The organism is Streptomyces sp. NPDC005803 (assembly GCF_040630435.1).
In the GTDB taxonomy this organism is placed as follows: domain Bacteria; phylum Actinomycetota; class Actinomycetes; order Streptomycetales; family Streptomycetaceae; genus Streptomyces.
In genome coordinates this window covers 57208-77092 of sequence record NZ_JBEXXO010000034.1, presented here as the reverse complement: position 1 = coordinate 77092, position 19885 = coordinate 57208, and the positions used below count along the sequence as shown (strand labels likewise).

The 19885-nt window shown below is 66.4% G+C and carries 15 protein-coding genes; 12 read left to right on the top strand and 3 right to left on the bottom strand.

Annotated features, from left to right (window positions below; all coding sequences use genetic code 11):
* Positions 1–56: 56 nt before the first annotated feature.
* Entirely contained in the window at positions 57–1313 is a 1257-nt protein-coding gene (locus ABZ454_RS34150) for an NB-ARC domain-containing protein (protein WP_359543444.1), read from the bottom strand.
* Between the two features lie 191 nt (positions 1314–1504).
* On the opposite strand from ABZ454_RS34150, the gene ABZ454_RS34145 reads away from it, so the two are divergent.
* The gene (locus tag ABZ454_RS34145; RefSeq protein WP_359543443.1) at positions 1505–1630 is read left to right on the top strand and encodes a hypothetical protein; all 126 of its coding nucleotides are present in this window, start codon (positions 1505–1507) and stop codon (positions 1628–1630) included.
* Between the two features lie 337 nt (positions 1631–1967).
* On the opposite strand, the gene ABZ454_RS34140 is transcribed toward ABZ454_RS34145, so the two are convergent.
* Entirely contained in the window at positions 1968–2525 is a 558-nt protein-coding gene (locus tag ABZ454_RS34140) for a hypothetical protein (protein WP_359543442.1), read from the bottom strand.
* The gene (locus tag ABZ454_RS34135; RefSeq protein ID WP_359543441.1) at positions 2525–5041 is read right to left on the bottom strand and encodes a type II toxin-antitoxin system prevent-host-death family antitoxin; all 2517 of its coding nucleotides are present in this window, start codon (positions 5039–5041) and stop codon (positions 2525–2527) included. The genes ABZ454_RS34140 and ABZ454_RS34135 overlap by 1 nt, the downstream gene beginning before the upstream one ends.
* Before the next feature lie 617 nt (positions 5042–5658).
* Between ABZ454_RS34135 and ABZ454_RS34130 the strand changes: the two genes are divergently transcribed.
* The 11 genes from ABZ454_RS34130 (at position 5659) to ABZ454_RS34080 (ending at position 19439) form a co-directional block, all read left to right on the top strand.
* Positions 5659–6156, top strand: a complete 498-nt coding sequence (locus ABZ454_RS34130; RefSeq protein WP_359543440.1) for a hypothetical protein — start codon at positions 5659–5661, stop codon at positions 6154–6156.
* Between the two features lie 343 nt (positions 6157–6499).
* Positions 6500–7069 (top strand): hypothetical protein, encoded by a 570-nt coding sequence (locus ABZ454_RS34125; protein WP_359543439.1) that lies wholly within the window; start codon positions 6500–6502, stop codon positions 7067–7069.
* Positions 7070–7644: 575 nt separating this feature from the next.
* On the top strand, positions 7645–8307 hold the full coding sequence (locus tag ABZ454_RS34120) for a TnsA-like heteromeric transposase endonuclease subunit (RefSeq protein ID WP_359543454.1): 663 nt from the start codon (positions 7645–7647) through the stop codon (positions 8305–8307).
* Positions 8308–8336: 29 nt separating this feature from the next.
* A complete protein-coding gene (locus tag ABZ454_RS34115; protein WP_359543438.1) occupies positions 8337–10439 on the top strand; it encodes a Mu transposase C-terminal domain-containing protein in 2103 nt (700 codons plus the stop codon).
* Between the two features lie 44 nt (positions 10440–10483).
* A complete protein-coding gene (locus ABZ454_RS34110; protein ID WP_359543437.1) occupies positions 10484–11464 on the top strand; it encodes an ATP-binding protein in 981 nt (326 codons plus the stop codon).
* Positions 11465–11618: 154 nt separating this feature from the next.
* A complete protein-coding gene (locus tag ABZ454_RS34105; protein WP_359543453.1) occupies positions 11619–12740 on the top strand; it encodes a TniQ family protein in 1122 nt (373 codons plus the stop codon).
* Positions 12737–14128 carry an endonuclease domain-containing protein gene (locus tag ABZ454_RS34100; protein ID WP_359543436.1) on the top strand — a complete coding sequence of 464 codons (1392 nt, stop codon included), beginning with the start codon at positions 12737–12739 and terminating at the stop codon, positions 14126–14128. The genes ABZ454_RS34105 and ABZ454_RS34100 overlap by 4 nt, the downstream gene beginning before the upstream one ends.
* Positions 14129–14409: 281 nt before the next feature.
* A complete protein-coding gene (locus tag ABZ454_RS34095; RefSeq protein WP_359543435.1) occupies positions 14410–15402 on the top strand; it encodes a hypothetical protein in 993 nt (330 codons plus the stop codon).
* A gap of 432 nt (positions 15403–15834) precedes the next feature.
* The gene (locus tag ABZ454_RS34090; RefSeq protein ID WP_359543434.1) at positions 15835–16353 is read left to right on the top strand and encodes a hypothetical protein; all 519 of its coding nucleotides are present in this window, start codon (positions 15835–15837) and stop codon (positions 16351–16353) included.
* A 42-nt stretch (positions 16354–16395) separates the two neighbouring features.
* A complete protein-coding gene (locus tag ABZ454_RS34085; RefSeq protein ID WP_359543433.1) occupies positions 16396–18708 on the top strand; it encodes a hypothetical protein in 2313 nt (770 codons plus the stop codon).
* On the top strand, positions 18705–19439 hold the full coding sequence (locus ABZ454_RS34080; RefSeq protein ID WP_359543432.1) for a hypothetical protein: 735 nt from the start codon (positions 18705–18707) through the stop codon (positions 19437–19439). The genes ABZ454_RS34085 and ABZ454_RS34080 overlap by 4 nt, the downstream gene beginning before the upstream one ends.
* Positions 19440–19885 lie beyond the last annotated feature (446 nt).

Here is a 19885-nt window from a genome sequence, read left to right as displayed (position 1 = left end):
ACGCTACGAACGCAAAGCCGACCACTTTCTCGCCTTCACCAGCATCGCCTGCACCCTCATCTGCTACCGCAGGCTCGCCAAATGAGATGACTTCTAAGTCGGAACGCCCGGACCTGGGCTGCGCTCAGGTGCCGATATGACAGGTCGATGGAGGCGTCTACGGCTAGTGGGCGTCCCTGGTCATCGACGTCGTCGTACTGCATGGCCTGGAGCCTGGTTCGGGCGTCGGCCAGGTCGTCTGCCTGGTTCGTAAGGGGGCGCCGGCGGTCATCGCGGAGCAGGGCGGCAATGATTCGTAGGGCGAGAGGAAGATGGCCGCATAGCTCGGCCAGGCGTAGCGCGTCGGCCCGCTGATCTGTCACACGCTCGTCTCCGGACCCTCCGGTTCGCAGAGCCTTGTCGAGAAGAGCGACGGCATCGTCGGGGGTGAGAGGGCCCAGACCGATTCGGTAGGCCAGAACTGCGGAAAGCATCTGCCGAGAAGTGATCAGGGCGCGGTGTGGAGATGAGGGAAGCAGCTGTGCTGCTTGTCCGGCGGTATGCACGTTGTCGAGCACGACGAGGAGTGGCCGGCCCTCCGCGGCGAGCTGGCCGGTGATGGTCCGCCAAGCGTCGAGCTTCTGCTCTGTGCTGGCAGGCAGGTCGCTGTTCTTGAATCCAAATCGGAGCAGGAAAAGGTCAACGATGGTGCTGATCTCTGCTGGAGGCCCTGGACTATAACCGCGCAGGTCGGCAGAGAGGATCCCACCGGTAAACCATCCACGTGCCCGGGCCTGGTGTGCGGCATGCAGGGCAAGAGCTGTCTTGCCGACACCTCCCATACCGGCCACCGCAATCACGGCCAGTGCCGGATCTTCATTGGGGCTCGTGGGTAGGCCAGGGCGCAGCCACTTCATGATGTCGTGCAGCACTTCCGTGCGGCCGGTGAACCCAGCAGGCGCTGCTGGCAGGGTCACCGGCCCGGTCTCTACAGCAACCGCAGAGGCGAGGTGTCTGCCACCACGACCCCTGTTTCGCTCGGCTTGGGCGTCGGCCAGCAGCTTCTGCCACCCGCTGCGGGGCTGAGACCTGTACGTATTGTCCTTCAACTTTGCTTGGTGCTGGAGGAAGTCGGTCAGAACGAAGAAGTAGCGCGCATGGGACGGGCCTGGAGTAGCACGACCCAAGAGCCAGTTACTGATAGTGGAGTCCGAGATCTTCTCTTGCGGAAACTGCTCAAGGCCCAGCCTCACCAACCTGCTCAGCGTTGGGCGACCTGCCGCCTCGTAGGCCGTGTTCAGCGCTGTCCTCAACTGATCGACATGCCTTCCCATGATTCCGCCTTCTCCGTCCTTCCAGACTTCGGCGCTCCTGGAAGAGCCAGAGCGCTCGTCCTGCTCAGGTTAGTCGGCGTGTCACGGCAGTTCTCAGGCCTCTGGAAACTCGCTGGAAACTCCCTGGAAGCGGCGCCATAGCGGCACCACCAGGGCGATCGGCGCCCCGGTACTGGTCCAGGGAGGACACGATGTCTCAGAACCCCCGCCAGGGCGGACGCACGCGAGTTACCATTCTCGACCTGCTCATCCACCTCGGCTTGGCCGTCATTGCTGGCACAGTGGAAGCTGTCGTCACCTTGATCTTCACGCGCTGAACCACGAAGGTCGGCCCAGGGCTCCGTACCTGGGCCGGCCGTACGGGCCGTCGCGGCCGCGGGTTGATGCGGCCCAGCCCACCCGCTCCTTTGCATGGCGCTCGCCAGCCGACGGCACGCTTTCGACGGCAATGGCCAGCCACCGCCACCTCGGACTCCGTGCATCCTCGGCCTGCGGCGTTCGTATGCGGTTGATGTTTCCCAGGCTCGAGCCACGTTCCTGGCCACCACGAAGCCAGTGGGGAAGCGGCGTGAACCCGACGGACGAATTACGCATGACGACGCGGTGCCGACGAACGGCAACGCTCCTTCTCGGCACCGACGTTAAAGGAAAAGCTCAGATCACCTGGTACCAGTCTCCGGGAAACTGCCAGCCGTCGGTCCCGTCGCCGATGTCCTCCACAAGGATGTCGTCGATGAAGTACTCCTCGAATACTTCATCGGTCAGTTGGCCTGTGAGCCAGGCCTGCTCGATGCGTGTCCAGGTTCCGTTGCGGCCGTCGATTCGCAACGGGGCTTCGCCCTGGGTCCCTCGGTCTCGGATGTCGCGTGCGATCTGGACCGTGCCGGTGATGCGGAATTGGTGGACTTGGAACCCGGGAGGCACGGGTGTGGGCGGGATGGTGGCCGCGTCTGCGTAGGCGGATCTGATCTGTGCCCGGTAGCTGCGGCGCACCGGGTAGTCGGGGTCAGACAGCCAGCTGAGCAGTGTTCGGGGGGTGACGGTGAGGCCTGCGCGTTCGAGTGCGTCATAGCCGCGGTGGGTTCCGGTCAGCTGAACGAGCTGGGCGTGCCATTCCTTGGCCCGGTAGGACCTGAGATGGTCCTGGGGGCGGGCGCCGTGGTCGCGCAGGAGGTGGCTGAGGGCTTCACCGAGTGAAGCTCCCTGGGCCATCAGGTGTTCTCCTGACCGTGTTTGACCTTGACTTCACCGAAGCCGGTGCCGACCTTGTAGGTGTCGGGGGCAGCGCCGTCGGGAGTATGGAAGACGGCCTCATCGACATTGCGCAGGGCGATGAGGGTATGCCCGGCTTGGACGGCCTTCCATGCGGTGACCCAGTGGCGGACGGATGCTTCGGCGACGACGCTCATGCGCCAGTCGGGGCGCCAGAACGGAGACTTCACGGTGTCGCCCTTGGGCCACAGCAGGCGCAGTGCGATGGACAGGCGGCGCTTGTAGTCGGCGTAGGGTGCGCCGCCGTTGTCGATGAGTTCGGTGCGGGCGCGGCGGGCTTCCTTGTAGAAGTGCTGGAAGAGGCTTTCGTTGGCGCGTCCGGTCCAGGAGTCGTGGATGTGGAGGGGTTCGGTGATGTGGCCGGACTTGATGAGGCGTTCGATGAGCTGGATATGGGAGGTGACGGCCCAGACCCGGCCGTGGGCGTCGGCGCGGTCGGCGAGTCGTCCCAGGGGGTGGGGCATCTGGGTGTGGGTCCAGGTGGGGACGTCGATGCAGAAGATGCCGGCCTGGTCGCGGGTGCGTTCGGGCAGGGCGCCGGTGTGGAGGAGCTTGTTCGGGGCGAGGGGGACGGCGGAGCAGGCCGAGGGATAGGAGCCGTTGCGGTCGATGGTGCACAGGGCGCCGGGGGCGAACGTGTCGGGAACCATGAGGGTGTCGCGCTGTCCGGCGCCGTTGCGCACGCGCTCGACTTCGGGGTGGACCCAGCGTGGTTCGCCATCCATGAACTCACGGAACAGAGACCAGGGTTCGGCTTCGCGTTGGTCTGCGCGGACTGCGGGGAGGGGGTGCATCTTGGAGCGGCTGATGCTTTCCCTCAAGATGGCTAGTCCGGGGAAGACCGCGTCCTTAGGTTCGTGCTCGTCACCTGGTTGCAGATCCGTTGTCTGCTCCTCCCCCGGTGCCGGGTCCTCCTGCCTTGGTGCAGCCACGCCCTTCGCACTGCGGCGGGGCGTTTCGGCTCCTGCGGCCGGTGCCCGGTCTACGGCTTGCGGCCGGGGCTTCTTCGTTGTTGCGGCGTAGGCGTCCAGCGCCGTGCGCAGTTGTTGCTCCTGCGGTCCTTCGTTGAGTGCCGGGAGGTTGGCGGCCAGTGCGGCGACGGACTCGCGCAGCGCGGGCAGCAGCTCGTCATTGCCTTGGCTTACCGCGTCGCGGAATGCGGCCAGGATTTGCTGTGCGGGGGCGGGCAGGCCCTGGCGGGCGCCGGAGGTGAAGGGCAGGGCGGCGCGGCAGAGTTGCTGGTCGGCGCCGTGTGCCGGTGTGTCGTGAAGGGTGGTGAAGCGGGCGTGGGTGAGGTCCTCGCCCAGGTGGGTCGTGGCCAGCGGTCCGAAGTCCCGCTCGGCGACCGTGATCTTGGCTGTGCCGGCGCTCTTGTGAAGCGTGAGGTGCACGGTGATATCCGGGTCCAGGCGCTGCAGGACGAGCGGGTCGTCGGTGTCGATGACTGCGAGGACGGGGACGTGGGCCTGTCGGGCGAGGTGGGCCAGGGTGCGGGTGGCTGCGGGGAGTTGGTCTCCTGACAGAGGAATGTGGGCGGCCGGTGCACGTTGCAGGCGGTCCACGACGATCAGTGCCAAGTCGTTGACGTAGGGAGCGGTCTGGGCGATCGCCTCGGCAGTCAGTCCGCTGCCGTCGTCGATGAGCAGGGGTGCTTGGACGAGGTGGGCCTCGGCGTTCTTGGCCGCGGTGTGTTCGTGATCGGTGAGGGTGTTGGTGGTCAGTCGCCGGTAGTCGGTGCCGGTCTCCGCGGCAACGATTCTGCGTGCGACGTCTGCGCGAGTCAGGCCGGATGCTGCGTATAGCACCCGTTGGTTGGCCACGAGAGCTGTATGGCGTGCGGCGGCCAGAGCGAGCAGGCTTCCGCCCGCTCCTGGAGCGGCGGCGATGAGGACGAGGCGGCCGGGCTGAAGGCCTCCGACTGCGGCATCCAGATCTGCCAGTCCGAAGCATGGTGCCGCGGGCTCGGCCGTGGACAGAACGTCACCCACGATGTCGCCCAGGGCTGCGAGTCTGCGTGGGGTGGGGTGCGTAGCCGCGGAATTCGCCTGGTGCGCTGACTGTGTGGGATCGGGCTTGTGGCCAACGTCGCCGGTTGGCAGATCGTCTGTGGCTGCCGGACTGGAAGGCTCCGGCTGATGGGAGCGGGCGGGCAGGAGTACGGCTACTGGAACTGCGCGGCGCATCAGAACCTGCGGGTGTCCCGCCGCAGCCGCCTTCACCAGGTCACCCAGGTCCTTCTGGGCTCCGGTCAGGGTGTGCGTCGGCAGACCGCATCCCGTGTCCCGCGCTGCGGGCAAGTGATCCAGTGGCGCGAGTACGACCTCCTCATGACGTCGTCGCACGTAGGTGACCTGGCCTTCCTCGGCAGCCTTGACCCGCGCGTGCAGGCCGGCGCGCGCCTGCTCCACCGTGAGGAATGTAGGCGCGGACGCCTGCCTCGCGTCGCCCTGACTCATGATCGCCACCTCTGCATCACACCGTTAGAAGCACAGCAAACGTATCACTTTGAATTGAATGTTAGCCATTGAAGCTAAGTATCTATGCGATATTCAATACACTTTGATGCATGTACTGATTGAACTCCAGAGGTGAAGGGCTTGCGCCTCAGGTAGGCGTCACCAACAGCTCCCGCGGAACCGGCTTGCGGGGCACCTTCCGCGAGGCTGGCACCTCGCCCGTCAGGGCAGCAGCAAGACCCGGCAGCCGAGGCGGTGCAGCGGTGCAAGAAGGCACCTGCCAGGCCTGCCCCTGCAGCAGCTCCCAGGCCAGGACCCTGCTCGCCACCCGAAGCTCTGGTCAACGACCGCTATTCCGGGCTGAGATGGCCACTCTCGACGGAGTGGACTGCAAACCGTTGCCGGTGGGAGTCAACCTGACGCCCATTTCGGGGTGCACCCGAACGGGTAACCGCCTCTGCACGTATGGAAGGCAGGCCCCGCTAGGCCCAGGCAGGTGTGAGGCGGGGCTCGATCAGTGCGCTTAGCCTCCCGCAGCCCTGCGACCGATCAGGGCAGAGGTCTGCCAGCGCTTAGAGTCTGCTTCCACGAGCGAGTCCCCGAGGGGAGGAAATTTGATGAACCCGGACAGGCTCAAGGAGTGGGCGGCCGAACTGGGAGTGCTGGCCGCCGAGGATGAAACGCGAGAGCGCGAGGCGGCACAGCGCCTGCACATGGCTGCGTCCGAACTGGAGGCCGCGCAGGCACATGCCGACGTCGTCGCTCAGATGGCGGCAAGCTCACGCAATGCCCTTGAGAAGATCACGGAACAGATTCAGCGGACTCACCCCGACTCCGGGGACGCTGACGCTGGTCCGCTCCCTCCCCAGCGCCAGCCGGAGAAGGTGCCGCATGCTTCGGGCAGCGTTGCCGGTGTGATTCTCGCTTTCCTTCGCGACCGGCGGGAGGCGAGCTACAGCGAGATCACCGAGCAGGTGCGGCAGATGCGTCCGGATGTTGTCGCGGAGAACTGTGCACGTGACCTGGGCCGGATGGTCGGGCGCGGGCTTCTCGTTCGCCCCCGGATCGGCGTGTACCGGCTCATTGCCCCTCAGGACGGACCGATGAACTCGTAGATGAAACGTGGCCCAGCCATGCACAAACACCACCAGATGCCAGTCTGGCGGTGTATGCGCTTGCGCATGGTTAGGCCTCACGCGCGCAGCCACTATATCCAGATGCTCTGGTGCGGTGCGGACTGCGTCAATCCAACGTGTATGAAATGAGGCCTCACGACATGAACGGCGTTCCTTTCGCCCTCGCCCCTCGCACGTACCCCTTCGCCGCGGCCAGGGGGGACTCGCGATGAATTCAAGCCCCGAGTCGAACAGTTGCCCGGCCCCCTCTGACAGGACCACGCCTGACCGGCAGTGGGAGATCTATCTGGTCTTCGCTCGTCTCAGCGGACCAGACCTGCGAGTGGTTTCCGTATCCCAGCTCGCTGCGGAGGTACAGCTGCGCAACGACACCGTCGGCGCGGTGGCGGGCTTTCTGCAGGCGGTCGGTCTCCTTCGAGGGTCCCGCGGCAAGTACGCCCTGACAAGTTCTGGCTGGGCGATTGCAGAAATGCACCGGCGGGACGAGACCCAGGCCCGTCTGCTGCTCCAGGCGCAGTTCCTGGAGCACTGGCCTGCTGCCCGCACTCTCGAATGTCTGCGCGATGCGCCGGTAGATCAGAAGACGCTCGGGCGTCGGCTGCACAAAGACTTCCCGGGCAAGTCGAGGCGCGGGCTCTATCTGATCGAGTGGCTGGTGCGGGCCCTGATTGTCCAGCGGGACGCATCCATGCGAATCGCGCCGTCCGCGGCGCTGATCGCGTCGGCCGGCGCCCGCCGCCCCGAACAGGCACCCTCGCCCGAGCCACAGCTGATTGCGGAGCCGGGGACGGTGATGGGGATGACCCGTGATGAGCTGAGATCCCTCCCGCCTCGTCAGTACATCGCTGTTCTCGACCAGTTGGCGACGCTCGTATCACTTGATCCAGCCTGACGCATACTCCGCGTGGCCGCCGCGTCTCACTCAGGATCCGCGCGGGTCATTGTTGTGATGTTCCCTGCCATCGGGGCAGGGAGCCGGGGCTCGACTCCTGAGGTCCTCTGAGTGGTCGCTGAGGCTGTCATGCCCGCGTACTGCGCCGTTCTTCTTCTGGCTGTCCGCGTGCCGGGCGTCAGCTTCCTCCCCCTGCCTTGTTCGCCGCTGAGCGCTCCGTCGTCTCCGCCTGCGGACCGGCGCCGGTGGCTACGCAGGCATTCAGCGACCTCGCGCATTTCTCGACGCCTTGGCCGTTGCCTCTGGTGCGGATCCGGCATGCCTCCGTGCCGTCGCGCAGAGCTGTGTCCGCTGCCCGCCCCAGCGAGAAGTCGTCCGCTGGGCACCCCCTCTGTGTCCCTGCCTCAAGGAAGGCCTTAGATCCTGTGATCCCTTTGCCCACGCAGAAGCAGGCGGTGCTGACGCCCGCTGCCGCTTCCTTGCCCCATTTCGGTGACCGTCGGGTAGATCCGGCGCTGGTGGATGCCCGGTGTGTGGATGGTGCAGGCCAGGAGCATCAGGCTCCATGGCTTCAGATGGCCGGGGAGTATCCGCTGGAGGCGTGCGTCCCTGTTCAGCAGTTCCCGGTCCTCAAGGGGCGGCGCGTCGCGCCGGGTTGGTGGTGGATGGCTACATCTGGGCGCCATGTGCATTACGGGTTCGGGGCGATGCGGACCCAGGTGATGCTGCTGGACCGTGATCCTCAGGTGATCGCTGTTGCCTGTCGGCCGGTGGAACTGATGTGGCGGGGCCGGGGCGGGAGCGTGGTGTCGCATGCACCGCACCTCATGGCCAGGCTTGCCGATGGCAGCGGTGTGCTCATCGACTGCGCAGGTGCCCGCGGTGCCGGCCGGCGCCTGGTCCGACGGGCCCTGCACGTCGAGGCTGCGGCCGAGGCAGCTGGATGGCACTACAGGCTGGTGGGCCCCCCGTCCGCAGTCCTCGAGGCCAATGTCCGCTGGCTTGCCGGATACCGGCATCCGCGGTGCGCACCGGACGGGTTGTCCTCCGTCACTCGCTGCTTCCGCCTTCCAAGGCCTCTGGTGGAGGGTGTGCACCTGCTGGGTGACCCTGTCGCGGTGTGGCCGGCTGTCTTCCATGCACTGTGGAGAGGTGTATTGAGTGCGCCACTCGACAGGCCTCTGCACTCGCACGTCATGACGGTGTCGGCTGGCCCGAAGACGGGGGCGCAGCTGTGACGCGGCCCGTGGTGGAAGTCGGCGGAGCAGTGAATTTCGACGACCGCCGGTGGACGGTGAGCGGGCTGGAGGCGGGACGCGTCTGGCTGACCGAACAGGGCGACACAGGCGTGATGGCGGTGTTCGGCCTGTCCGCTCTGTTCAACAGCCCTGGATTCGAGCTGGTCGGAGGGCCGCCGCCACTGAGGGCACCCCAGTGCGGCCTCCTGGCCACTTTGCCGAGGGAGGTCCGCGAGCGGGCCTTCTCAATGGAACGGCATGTCCGCGAGGTCGAGACCGGGTACCCGGTGCCGGGCGGTCGCGGACCAGTGCGAACGATGTACGACCCGAAGCACACGACGTTGGAGCAGCGGGAGTTGGCGAAGGCGGACGAGTTGACTGCGTCGGGCTGGAAGGTCAGCCGGGCCACGGTGCGCCGGTGGCGTGAGCGGTACGGCAAGGGCGGTGTGTGGGGGCTGGTGCGCAAGCAGCGTGGGTCGACGTTGCTGAGGCCGGCCGACGAGCGGGTGCTGGAGGTGATGGAGAAGCTGTTGCGGCAGGAGGAGTTTCGCTCCCGTTCGCGGGGGTGGGTGAAGCGCATGCATCGGCAGACGCAGTGGCTGCTGGACGAAGCCCACGGTGCAGGCATGGTGGAGGCCCCGCCTCGGTCGACGTTCAACAAGCTTCTGCGCAAGCTGGAAAAGGAGCTCGGTCTGGAGGGGACGGTGGCGCAGCGGCGTTCGCGGGCGTCGCGGCCTGCTCCGCCGTTCGCCCGGACAGTGGCGTTGCGTCCGGGTGAGCTGGTGATGATGGACAGCACGCCGCTTGATGTGCTGGTTGTCCTGGACGACGGCGTGGTAGGCCGTCCGGAACTGACGACGGCATTGGATGTCGCGATCGGAGGGCTGTGGGCGATTCTTCGTCCGCCGGGAAGCAAACTGACGGATATTGCGGTGCTGTTGGCGCAGATGATGACACCGAAGGTGATGCAGCCCGGGTGGGACGAGGCGTTGCGGATGTCTGCTTCGGTCATCCCGCATGAACGGCTGGTCAGCCTGGACAGGCGGCTGGAGGAGGCGGCGGCACGTCCGGTGATCGTGCCCGAGACGATTGTGGTTGATCAGGGCAAAGTGTTCGTGTCGCCCGCGACGCGGGCCGCGTGCGAGAGCCTGGGGATCTCGCTGCAGCCGGTCCCGCCGGGCAACGGGCCGGCCAAGGGGCACGTGGAGCGGACGTTCGGCTCGCTGAACTCGACGTTCTGGCAGTGGGTGCCCGGCTATATCGGGTCGAACCTGTCCGAGCGCGGTTCGAAGGCGGGCGAGGAACGGCTGTGGAACATGCGTGAGTTGCAGGAACTTCTGGATGAGCAGTTGGTGCTGTGGCATCACCGTCCGCATGAGGGCCTGCGTCATCCGCTGATGCCGAAGAAGGCTCTCACTCCGTGTGAGATGTGGGCGGCGCTGCTGCCGGTGGTGGGGTATGTGCCGGTGCCGCTGGGCTCTGACGACTATGTGGAGTTGCTGCCGGTGCGCTGGCAGGCGATCACTGACAACGGGATCAGGTTCGATTACCGCACGTATGACGACGGGTGTCTCAACGGGTTCCGCGGCGAGAGTTCCGGTGTGGCAGCGCAGGAGGGTCGCTGGGAGGTGCACTACAACCCGTATGACGTGACGCGGATCTGGGTGCGTCTCGCGGACGGGTTCAGGGAGGTGCCCTGGATCCATGCCACCCAGGTGAGCCAGCCGTTCACTCACCATGTCTGGGAGCACCTGTGCAAGGTCGTTGAGCGTACCGGGGCGCGTGATGAGCACGAGGCCCGGCTTGCGTTGGCTCTGGATGATTTCCTGAAGCGGGCGTCGGGCAACGGGAAGCTGTCGCGTCGCGAGCAGCGTGTGGTGGCCAAGTCCCGTGCGGTACAGACGCTGGCCGTGCCGGCGGCGGGGCTTGACCTGTTGAGTGCTCCGACGCTGTCATTCGGGCTGGCCGGTGTGTACGAGGCGCCGGACCTGGACGACGAGACCCTTCCGGATGAGGACGACGACGTTTTGGCAGGCCTGGAGGGTACGCCTCTGGGAGACGCTCCTGCGGCATCGGGGAATTGCGCTGTGCGTACGGATGCGAGTGCGGAGGAGGACCAGTGGCTGCTGTAGGTACGGAGTTTCCTCCCGAGGGAGGTCTCGGGGACGAGGGGTCGGTGTGCAACCCGATCGTCACCTACCTTCGGTGGAGGTCCTATCTTGCGCAGCAGCGTAGCGTTGCTGCGCCGGTGGGTGACCCGGTATGGACGGACCGTTCCCAGCTGGACTATCACTCCAAGTTCGTGACGTTGACGACTGATTCCATGGAGCGGTGCCTGCAGCAGTTGAGGGTGCTCCTGGTCCTCAACCGTCATCAGGAGGGCTCCGCGCGACGTGGGCTGATTGTTTCTGGCCCTCCGGGGACCGGAAAGTCGACGACTCTGGTGGAAATGGCCCGGAGCTTTGAGCTGAAGTACCGGCGCCAGCATCCGGACCGTGCAGACACCCTGCCGGTCGCGTTCCTCGGGATCCCCCCGTCGTATACGCCGAAGACGCTCGTCACGGCACTGGCACGGTTTCTGTGCCTTCCCGTGCACGACGGAATGACCGAGACCACGATCACCAACGCGGTGTGCGCCGTCCTGTGCGAGCGGGGAACCCGGATCGTGTTCATCGACGATGTGCACCTCCTCAACACCCGGACACGTCCGGGGGCCGACACATCCGACCAGCTGAAGGCGCTGGCTGAGCGTATCCCCGCAACGTTTGTTCTGGCCGGTGTGGATGTGGAAACGGCGCCGTTGCTTACGGGCCCCCGTGGTGCCCAGCTGGCGGCCAGGTTCAAGGTCCTGCGCTCACTTCCTCTGCTCAATGGGACCGGGAAGCAGAAACAGGAGTGGCGAGAGCTCTTGAGAGACGTGGAGTCGGCGCTGCGGCTCAACCGCCACCGAGCCGGGACGCTCGAACGCCACGCGGACTACATCCACCTGCTGACGGGAGGCGTGATGGCCAGCCTGTCGCAGCTCGTGCGAGAAGCCGCGATCTGCGCGGTCCTGGACGGCAGCCAGGCGATCACCAAGCGGTCCCTGTCGAAGGTCATCCTCGACGTGCAGGCAACGAAGGGTTCACGCGCTTCCCGCCGGCACACCGAGAGCTGAGCAACACCTGCAGTCCCTCGGCTGCGGTCTTGGCCCGGATCCGGACGTAGTAGTTCCCTGGCGCCAGCGCACCAGCATGCCTCTGCTTCGCTTCCTGGCCCGACGTCTCCCACGTGTCATCACCGTGGTCCCTCGCTTTCAAAGGAACTTGACTGTGGAAGTCCCTGCTCTCCCTCGTGCGCTGGTGCGGGTGCCACCCGTTGCTGGGGAGTTGACTGGCTCCTGGAGCCGACGGCTCGCCCACGGATACCACATGTCCGTCCAGGACCTGGTCCGCGGCATCATGACGGGACCACAAAGCGCCGGAATTACCGGAACGCCGCGCAACGGGCTGGAGCTGTATCTCAACACACCGGCACGGGCAGCCTTCGCCCGCTTCACGGGTACCTCAGTCGCCCAGCTGGCCGCCTTGCTTCCCGGGCTCGCATCCACGCACGAGCGACTTACGGAAGACAGTGTTCCCCGGGCCGCATGGTATGCCCCGGCGAAGGCATGGGTGGCGGCCTGCCTGCAGTGTTGCGGCCGCTTCTGGTCACCTCACCAGCCCGTCCTGGTCTATCCGGAGGCAGCCGGCCACATCTGTCATCGGCACCGGCGGTGGCTGCTGGCCAACTGTGAGCGGGCCTGCGCCATCGATCTAGAGTCCCTGCCTGAGGTCCTCTCGGCCCACGGGCATCACACCGCCCTCCTGCGCACTCATCGGCAGGCTCGTGCGGTGGTGAATCTGGCTGCCGCGGTGGTGTGGTCATGGCAGGTTCAGGGATGGCAGCAGGAGGCCGTCTGGCACGCACGCACCGCCCTCCTGTCCTCACTCACGGGCCGCGCGCCGGCCGCCGTCGCAGCACACGCACTGATCACCTATCCCGACACGGTCACCGTTGCCCGTCTCCTGGTTGATCACGGCTGGCAGGTGCGTCTGCGAGAGGCGGTCACGGCGTACGGAGCCCCTGCGGCGACCGGGCTCCTGTTGACAGAACTCGGCCGCCGCACGGGGCGCCTGTGGCTCGGCGACTGGCTCGCCGCCTGCTCCCGGGCCGGGCGCTGGCCCGGCAACGGCGCGAACGCCAGTGCCCTGCTGGAGCAGTGGGTTGCGCGTCTCGGTGCGACAGACGGTACGGAGCAGCCGGCCGATGCCGGCCTGTGGGCGGTCCCTCTCCCGGCCCGACGACCGGTGGAGTACGGCGAGCGCACCACGTTCCTCATCGATTCCCGCTCCCGTGAGGCCACCGAGGAGGCCGGCAAATCCTCCCTGACCGGTGGATGGGAGCCATCTTGACCAGCCTGCACACCGGAATCGACGCCGTACTTCCGGCTCTTTTGCCCCTGAAGGCGCGCCTTGGACGCCAGCGCGCTTCGCGGACCTGTGGACAGGACCGGGCCCGCAGCCCGCCATGCGCTCGGTCGCAGCCCCGGATTTTTTCACGCCGCTTCCGCGCCCTTCACCGATTCAAGGAGAGACACCATGTTCACGAATTTCATTACCAGGCCGCCAGCTGCGGCACCGGGGCAAGCCGGCATCGTCACGACCACCTGCGCCCCGTGCTGATCTCGCCGCAGGAGGCGCGCCGGATCCTGACCGAGCGGACCGCGAACTGTCTGGTGCGTGCAGCCCCGGACCTCAATCTGTCCCGGTATGCATTCCAGAGCAGCAACCATGTCATCGTCGGTGATGTCGCTGTGCGCGGCTACAAGCACAAGCAGCGCTGGCGGCTGGATCTTCGTGAGATCGAGCGGGCAGCCCACCGGCTGGCCGGCCTCGACATCGACCCGGATGACCTGGTCGCGGCCTGGCCAGAACCCGGGGCGGGGCCATCGTGGCGCTCGCGCATCGCCGCGTGGATGGACGAAGCCGCCTACGTGGAACAGGCCAAGGAGGGCTGTCTGTGCGACGGGCCCGGGCGGTGTGACTGCAACGAGCCGAACGCTGAAGGGCTCGGATGCGGATTAACGTGGGACCGGTTCATGGAACGCTGCGGCAACCGCGTCATCGCCGGCACGAACCCGCTCCACCTGCTCACCTGGTCTGGCAAGCAGTGGACGGTGCCCGCCGCTTACGCCGCTTTACTAGACCGCTCCGAGGAGCTTGAGCGGCAACTCGCCGGCCAAGCCGGCTTGTGCAGCGGCTGCGGGAGCAAAGTGGATGTGTGGGAGCACCGCACCTCCAGCGCAACCGGGTTCACCACCTTGTGCGCTGCGTGTGCGGCATCGATTGCCCGCCCCTACCCCGGCCACCTCACCGGTGTCGCCTACGCATCCCTCTCGAAGAGGTCCAACGCGGATGCGTTCTTGTGCTGTGTGTGTCCCGAGCCGCGGCGGGCCCTGTACTGGGATCATTGCCATGAGCACGGATTTGTTCGCGGGCCGGTCTGCGCAAGCTGTAACAGCACCGAGGGTGGGGGGTTGGAGCTTCACCGACCGCCCGCATGGAGTGAGGCACCTTCTGCGGTGTACCGGCTGCAGCCGGGCGGGCACGCTGCCGCGCCATCACCACGCGCGGGCCATCCGGGGATTGGTCGGCTTCGAACCTCACCCGAGCTGCGGCCAGGTTCCGCGGCCTCGATGGGGGCACCTGCGGGAGGACGGCTCGGTGCAGTTCGAGCTCGATTGCTGCCAGGACAGAGCGCCGTCCGGGGGCGCGAGTCCGTCCATCATCGTGCCCGCTGAGCGGGTCCAGAGCCTCCTTCGAGACCTCATCGAGCGTGCCTTGAAGGAACCGCCCGCCTGATTTCGCGGCAGGCCGCCTCTCGCCGTCGGCCTCGTCCGAACTCCGCCCACCCACCGCCCGCCATCTCCCGCCTCCCGCCTCCCGGGCCTCACGGGCTTCACACCCATGCACCGCACCAGAATCGAAGGAGCGCTCGCGAGCGACTCGCGCCGCACAGAATCGAGCTTTTCATGATCCCCCAGTCTTCTCTGCCGATCGCCTCGCACGGGGTGGTACCGGTATGAGCCTCACCAGCAGCCTCACCCAGGCCCACTCCCCCATTTCCCGGTTCCTGAGCAAGGAACTGCCTGCCGTGGCGTCCCTGATCGGCGACTTCCGCTCCCAGCTCCCGCTGGCTACGCCCACCGTCAGTCCACAGCCTCCGGGCCCTTTCAGTTACGGCACCCTGGGGCAAGCCATCGACCTGCGGCTGCGGATCGCGTTCGGCACACCTGTGGGCTCGGCGTTGTCGTCCGGCATCGTGCTCACGGCCATGGATATGGCCGGGGCCAGGTCTGCCGAGGCAGGCAAGGCCGTCGCTGAAGCAGGTAAGGAACTTCTCCGACGGCTCAAAGGGCAGCTTCCGGCCTCGCCCGGAGCCATGCTGCTGAAGCCTGCCGACGAGGAGCAGGTCGCCCGGTTGTGCTTCGCCGCGGGGTGGTTCGAGGAGGTCTTCCGCAGTCAACTGCACCCCAAGAGTCCTCTGCTGCAGGCAGACCTCTCGCGCGGCCTGGACGGGCTGCTCGATCAGGTGCCCGGATACGTTGCCGGTGACATCGCCGCGCTGGTCTCACTGGCCGACCATCCCAAGGCCTTGCAAGGAGTCCTGCGGCTCCCTGCCGCCCAGCGTCTGTGCGGTCCTGTCTTTGCCGGCAGCGGGCATGTCGGGGGCGCCGACGCGGACTTCATCGCTGCGGGAAACCTCATCGACTGCAAGGCCACCATCCACCCCAAGCGAATCGGCCGACCGCAGTTCTACCAGCTCGCCGGGTATCTGCTCCTCGACTACGAGGACAGTTTCAAGATCGGCCAGGTCAGTCTGTATCTCGCCCGGCAGGGCAGGCTCATCGGCTGGAGCACCCAGGAGTTCCTGCGTCTCCTGGGCGCCCGCCGCCCCCTTCCCGAGCTGCGCGAAGCGTGCCGGAGTGCTCTTTCAGCCCCCGATGAAGTCCAGCCGCTGGTACTGCCGCGCCAGCTCTGCAGCGAACAGGAGACGCTGTTCAACGGCCTGTAACACGCCCCGGTCCGCGGCAGCCCGTCTGCGAACCGGTGAACCCGGATGCTTCCTCGTCGCGATTACGAAGAGGAAGCTCCGACCGGGGCTTCGCTCCTCCCGGCTGGCGTGCGATGGGGGCGCGCCGCCAGTGCGGAAGCTTTTCAGCCTCTCGCTGTGCCGGCCGCCCCCTTGCCGTGTCATGACGCGAACCCGGACGATGCAGCCGGGCAGGGCGCGTGCGCTGGGCAGCACCCTCTATTCACAAAATCGATCTTGAGACTGTTCGTATCCGGTTCGATTTTCTCGGGATGGCGGAGTTTCAGTCATTCCTTCTGATTCTTGTGTCGTACCGCTTCGCAGAGGCCAGACTCTGGATGGTGTGAGCATCAGGGGGTATTTCGGCGTGCTCCAGGGGAGGGGCTTGATTTGAGTGACGCGTTCACATTTCCCGTGCTGGCAGTATCGGCTCTGACACAGGCTTTCGGATTTCTCTACGGACGGGCCGGTGCGGTTCTGGACCGCCGGTCCACACGGCGCGACGGGACGGGGGAAGGTGAGCTGGATACGGTCCCCGCAGTCGTGGTCGGTGTCCCTGAGCCTCCCACCTTTGACGCTGCGGCTCTGACGCCGGAACGTGTGCAGCGAATCGAGTCCTTGCTGGAAGTCCTGGGCGTCTATGCCGATCACAGGGACTTGATCAGGGCTGATGACGAACGGCTGCGAAATAGTCTTGGCGGACTGCGTGCCGTTCTGGAGGAGGTCGAGGGGCAGCGGCTGACGTTCACCGGGGAGAACCGGCCGGCCAGCGGGGTACGGATCGAGCAGGTACTCGACGACGTTCACGGCCGGGCTGCGGCTCTGAAGGTACGCCGTGTCGCCGCTTCGGCCGACGTCAGCGTGCGGCAGAGGGCCAGCACCGTCCACGAGGGTGCGGAGATCATCGGAGCTGAAATCGACGAAATCCGCTGACGGTTCCATACAGGAACCCCGTATCTGCGGCAAGGCATATTGATGGAGAATTCCTTCATGACTTTAACTGAGCCCGGAGAAGGCTTACCCATGCCATTATCCGGCGCGCCTTCTGGTACGGACAGCCACGAAAGCGAAGTGCGGTGGATAGGTTCGACCGGCGGCGGCAACGACTCGGTTCCAGCCCCGGCGGCCTATCCGGGTCCGTCACCGGAGGACATCGATGCGGTCAGGGGCCTTGGTCCTGGTGCGAAGCAGGCGCTGGCCCTGGCCAGAGCAGTTGCGGACCTCCGGCAGGAGGCCCTGTTCAACTTCGGTGAGATGACCGGGGTGAAGCTGACAGCGGTCCTGGAGCAGATGCTGGAGCACTCCGAGCTGCCTGATGCCTATCTGGACACGGTTCGGGCGGTGTTCGCGCCGCCGGAGGGCTACGCGGCGGCTTTGAAGCAGCTCACGGAGCCGGGAGCGGTTCTCGTGCTCCTGCGCGAGCCCGGTGCGGGACGGTCGTTCACGGCACAGGCACTGCTCGCTGACCTGCGTCAGCGCACGGGGGCAAGGGTCGGACCACTGAGTTTCGGGGGCGGAAAGCGATTCCCGGTGCGCCGGCTGCCGCTGGAAGAGAACGTTGCGTACTTGCTGGAACTGCCTGCGGATGAGGAGAAGTTCGAGGTCGCAGACGACTTCGGTGCGGTTCTGGGCAAGATTCAGTACACCCTGGGCAAGCGGAACTCGCGTCTGGTCGTTCTCACGACACCGGAGCAGTGGGCCAGGATCTGTCTGGGTGCGCCGCCCGGCGTGGTACCCGTGCTGGGGCGGCCCGATCCCACGGAGATCGCCGCTGCATGGCTTCGTGCCGAGGAGCCTGAGCTGGATGCCTCCAGGTGGGTGCAGGACGACGGGATCACAGGCCTTCTGCGTGACCAGCCTCCCGCCGATGTCCTACAGGTCGTCAGTCTGATCCTCAACGCCGCCAGGGCCCCCCGCCAGGTCTCCTCGGCAAGTGAGACCACCAGCGATGCATTCGCCCAGCAGGTCCTGGACGTCGTATCGGCCCGCAACAACTGGCGTTCCAGCCTGCTGGAGTGGCACAGCAAGGAGGGCAGGACCAGCTTCCAGCGGAACTTCCTTCTGGTGGCGGCCATGTTCAGGAACGCGCCAGTAGCGCACGTATACGCACAGACCGCGGAGCTGTCGGAGCACCTCAGCAAGGCTGAGGCGGTGATTCTGGAAGGACAGGGCTCGCCCGGCGTCATCGAGATGGTCGACTCGATCGACGCGGAGCTGGCTGGGGACGACACAGTCCAGTTCGCCAAGCCCGGCTGGGACGACGCGGTACTCAACTACTTCTGGGTCGACCGGCCCATGGCGCGCAAGGACTTTCTCGCCTGGATGGCGAAGGCTCCGATCGCCAAGACAGCGAAATTTCTGGAGACGTTCACACTGCAGGACCGCCTTCTGCTCGCCAACCGGGTCGGGGCGTTCGCTGTGCGGTGGGCCGTGCGGCACGGCAAGGCCAACCCCTTGGAGGAGGTCGTCATCGCGTGGCGCGACGACGACGCGCTGTGGGCGGCAGCTGTCGACCTCATCTCCGCCGCGGCGCTTCATCCGACGATGGGCCGTTTCGTGCATACCGTGTTGCTGCGCTGGTCGAAGAACGCCGGCGCGGACAGGGCAGCGCTGCAGAAACTTTCCGTGGAAGTCTGCGCCGGCGAGTTCGGCCGCCGGCACACCGGCAAGGCACTGCGGCGGCTTCGCCATGCCGCCGAAACCGTCCACGATGACGTACGGGACTCGTTGTACGCGGCGGTCCGGAACCTGTGGGCGGATGCCTCGGCGCGTCCGATGCTGTTCAGCTCGGTGGTGGAATGGTGCTCGGCGGACCCGTCACGGGCCGAGGCCGGCCGTCGTTCATTTCTGGCTCTCGCCACACTGCTCTCGCAGGAGGACCCCGGCCTGCCGGTGCTGCTGAGCACGGGAGCGGACCAGCCGGACTTCCCGTCGGCGGAATTGATTTCCGGGTGGCGCACACTGCTGGACTCGGGCTCGGTGGCTGGCGACAGCGCGCGGGCGGTCGGACTGTGGATGGACGCCGCCGTGGAGTACCCGAATCAGCGGCCGGTCGTGTTCAACGTGCTGCGCGGCGCGGTGGACACCGCGGGGCGGGCAGGCGGCAGCCACCCCCGTCACCGGCTGCGCGACCTTCTGTACCTATGGCAGCCCGTCCCTGCTGTCGATGCCGATCCCGAGCGGGTTCGGCTGCGTCACGAGCTGGTCGATCTCCTGGATCACGACCGCAGCCGTTCGGTCGCCCTGTACCGGCCCGTGCGTGCCGGCCAAGGTGGGCCAACACCATGAGCTGGCTTGGATGGGGGTTGCGCGCCCAGCAGCCGGAGCTGTTCGAGGACCAGGTGACCAGCTCGCAGTCGGGACTGGACTTCACCGTGGCGTTTCGCACCGAATGGCGTGCTCCTCGCTCAACGCCCGCGCCTCGTCTTCCCTCTGGTGAGGCCAGCCGCACCGTTCGGGTATTGGCCGAACAGGCAGCAGCACGGCATACGGTGCTGCGGCCGGCCGCTGCGGAGCAGGAGATCAACAGTCTGCTTGCACGTTCCCTGCCGCTGCGGACAGATGCGCTCGAGGTCAGCTGGGCGCGCGTAACCGTGTCGGTCTCGGCGGAGGTCCGCACGTACGCGGAGCAGATCGCCCAAGCGCGCCGGGAACTGGAACTCGACGCTCTGGCTCAACGCCAGGTACAGGCACGTATGCGGTTCATGCACGAGAAGATCCTTCACTCCCCCGCCTCGGCCCGGATCTATCTGATGCTCGAGAACCCGGCCCGTCTGGGTGTGCTTCCGCCCGGCCTGGACGTGGACAAGGTGGTGCAGGAGATCCAGCTGTGGAACCCGCAGTCGCGGTGGGTCGTGATCGCACAGCTCGTCCACACCTTCATCGACCGCCTCTCCGAAGCTGATGCCGATGCGCTACTGGTCACGCTGCGCTCGCTGTTCCACGACTTCGGAGAACCGGATCTGGCTGCCCAGGTCCCTGTTCCAGCGACACAGTCCTCTCAGAACCCCGGCTCTTGAGGCATACGGAGACAGTGCTGATGAAGCTGACCGTCTTACGCGCGGTACTGGCACCGCGGACCAGCTGGCAGGCCTGGCGCCTTGCCCGCGCCAGCGGTGGCACCCTGTCGTTCGATGCCGCCTGGCGCTCGGCCCGGGTCCAGATCCACCCGGACGAGGCCGGGTACCGAGCGGCCGGACACGAAAACCCCCGCCCTCCGGCTCAGGACTCCGCAGACAAACCGACCACCACAGGATAAGGGGGCAGACAAGGGGTGTGCGCCCTTCCGCGTGGAAGGGCGGATCTCTCTCCTCGGAGGCAAGGGTGGTCGCTCCGAGCACCCGGGCCGGCCGAAACCCGGGCCGCGGAGCATGACATCACTCCTTCTGACATGCAGCGCCGGCTCTTTTCCCCCACGTGACGTCACTCGTTCAAGCGGTTGCTCGTCATTGAAGATGAGCAACGC

Excerpts from the sequence above, each read along its gene's own strand:
- ABZ454_RS34120 (WP_359543454.1), top strand. The coding sequence starts at position 7,645 with ATGGCCGGGGAGTATCCGCTGGAGGCGTGCGTCCCTGTTCAGCAGTTC.
- ABZ454_RS34095 (WP_359543435.1), top strand. The coding sequence starts at position 14,410 with ATGAGCCTCACCAGCAGCCTCACCCAGGCCCACTCCCCCATTTCCCGG.
- ABZ454_RS34145 (WP_359543443.1), top strand. The coding sequence starts at position 1,505 with ATGTCTCAGAACCCCCGCCAGGGCGGACGCACGCGAGTTACCATTCTC.
- ABZ454_RS34135 (WP_359543441.1), bottom strand. The coding sequence starts at position 5,041 with ATGAGTCAGGGCGACGCGAGGCAGGCGTCCGCGCCTACATTCCTCACG.
- ABZ454_RS34140 (WP_359543442.1), bottom strand. The coding sequence starts at position 2,525 with ATGGCCCAGGGAGCTTCACTCGGTGAAGCCCTCAGCCACCTCCTGCGC.
- ABZ454_RS34080 (WP_359543432.1), top strand. The coding sequence starts at position 18,705 with ATGAGCTGGCTTGGATGGGGGTTGCGCGCCCAGCAGCCGGAGCTGTTC.
- ABZ454_RS34085 (WP_359543433.1), top strand. The coding sequence starts at position 16,396 with ATGGAGAATTCCTTCATGACTTTAACTGAGCCCGGAGAAGGCTTACCC.
- ABZ454_RS34130 (WP_359543440.1), top strand. The coding sequence starts at position 5,659 with ATGAACCCGGACAGGCTCAAGGAGTGGGCGGCCGAACTGGGAGTGCTG.
- ABZ454_RS34150 (WP_359543444.1), bottom strand. The coding sequence starts at position 1,313 with ATGGGAAGGCATGTCGATCAGTTGAGGACAGCGCTGAACACGGCCTAC.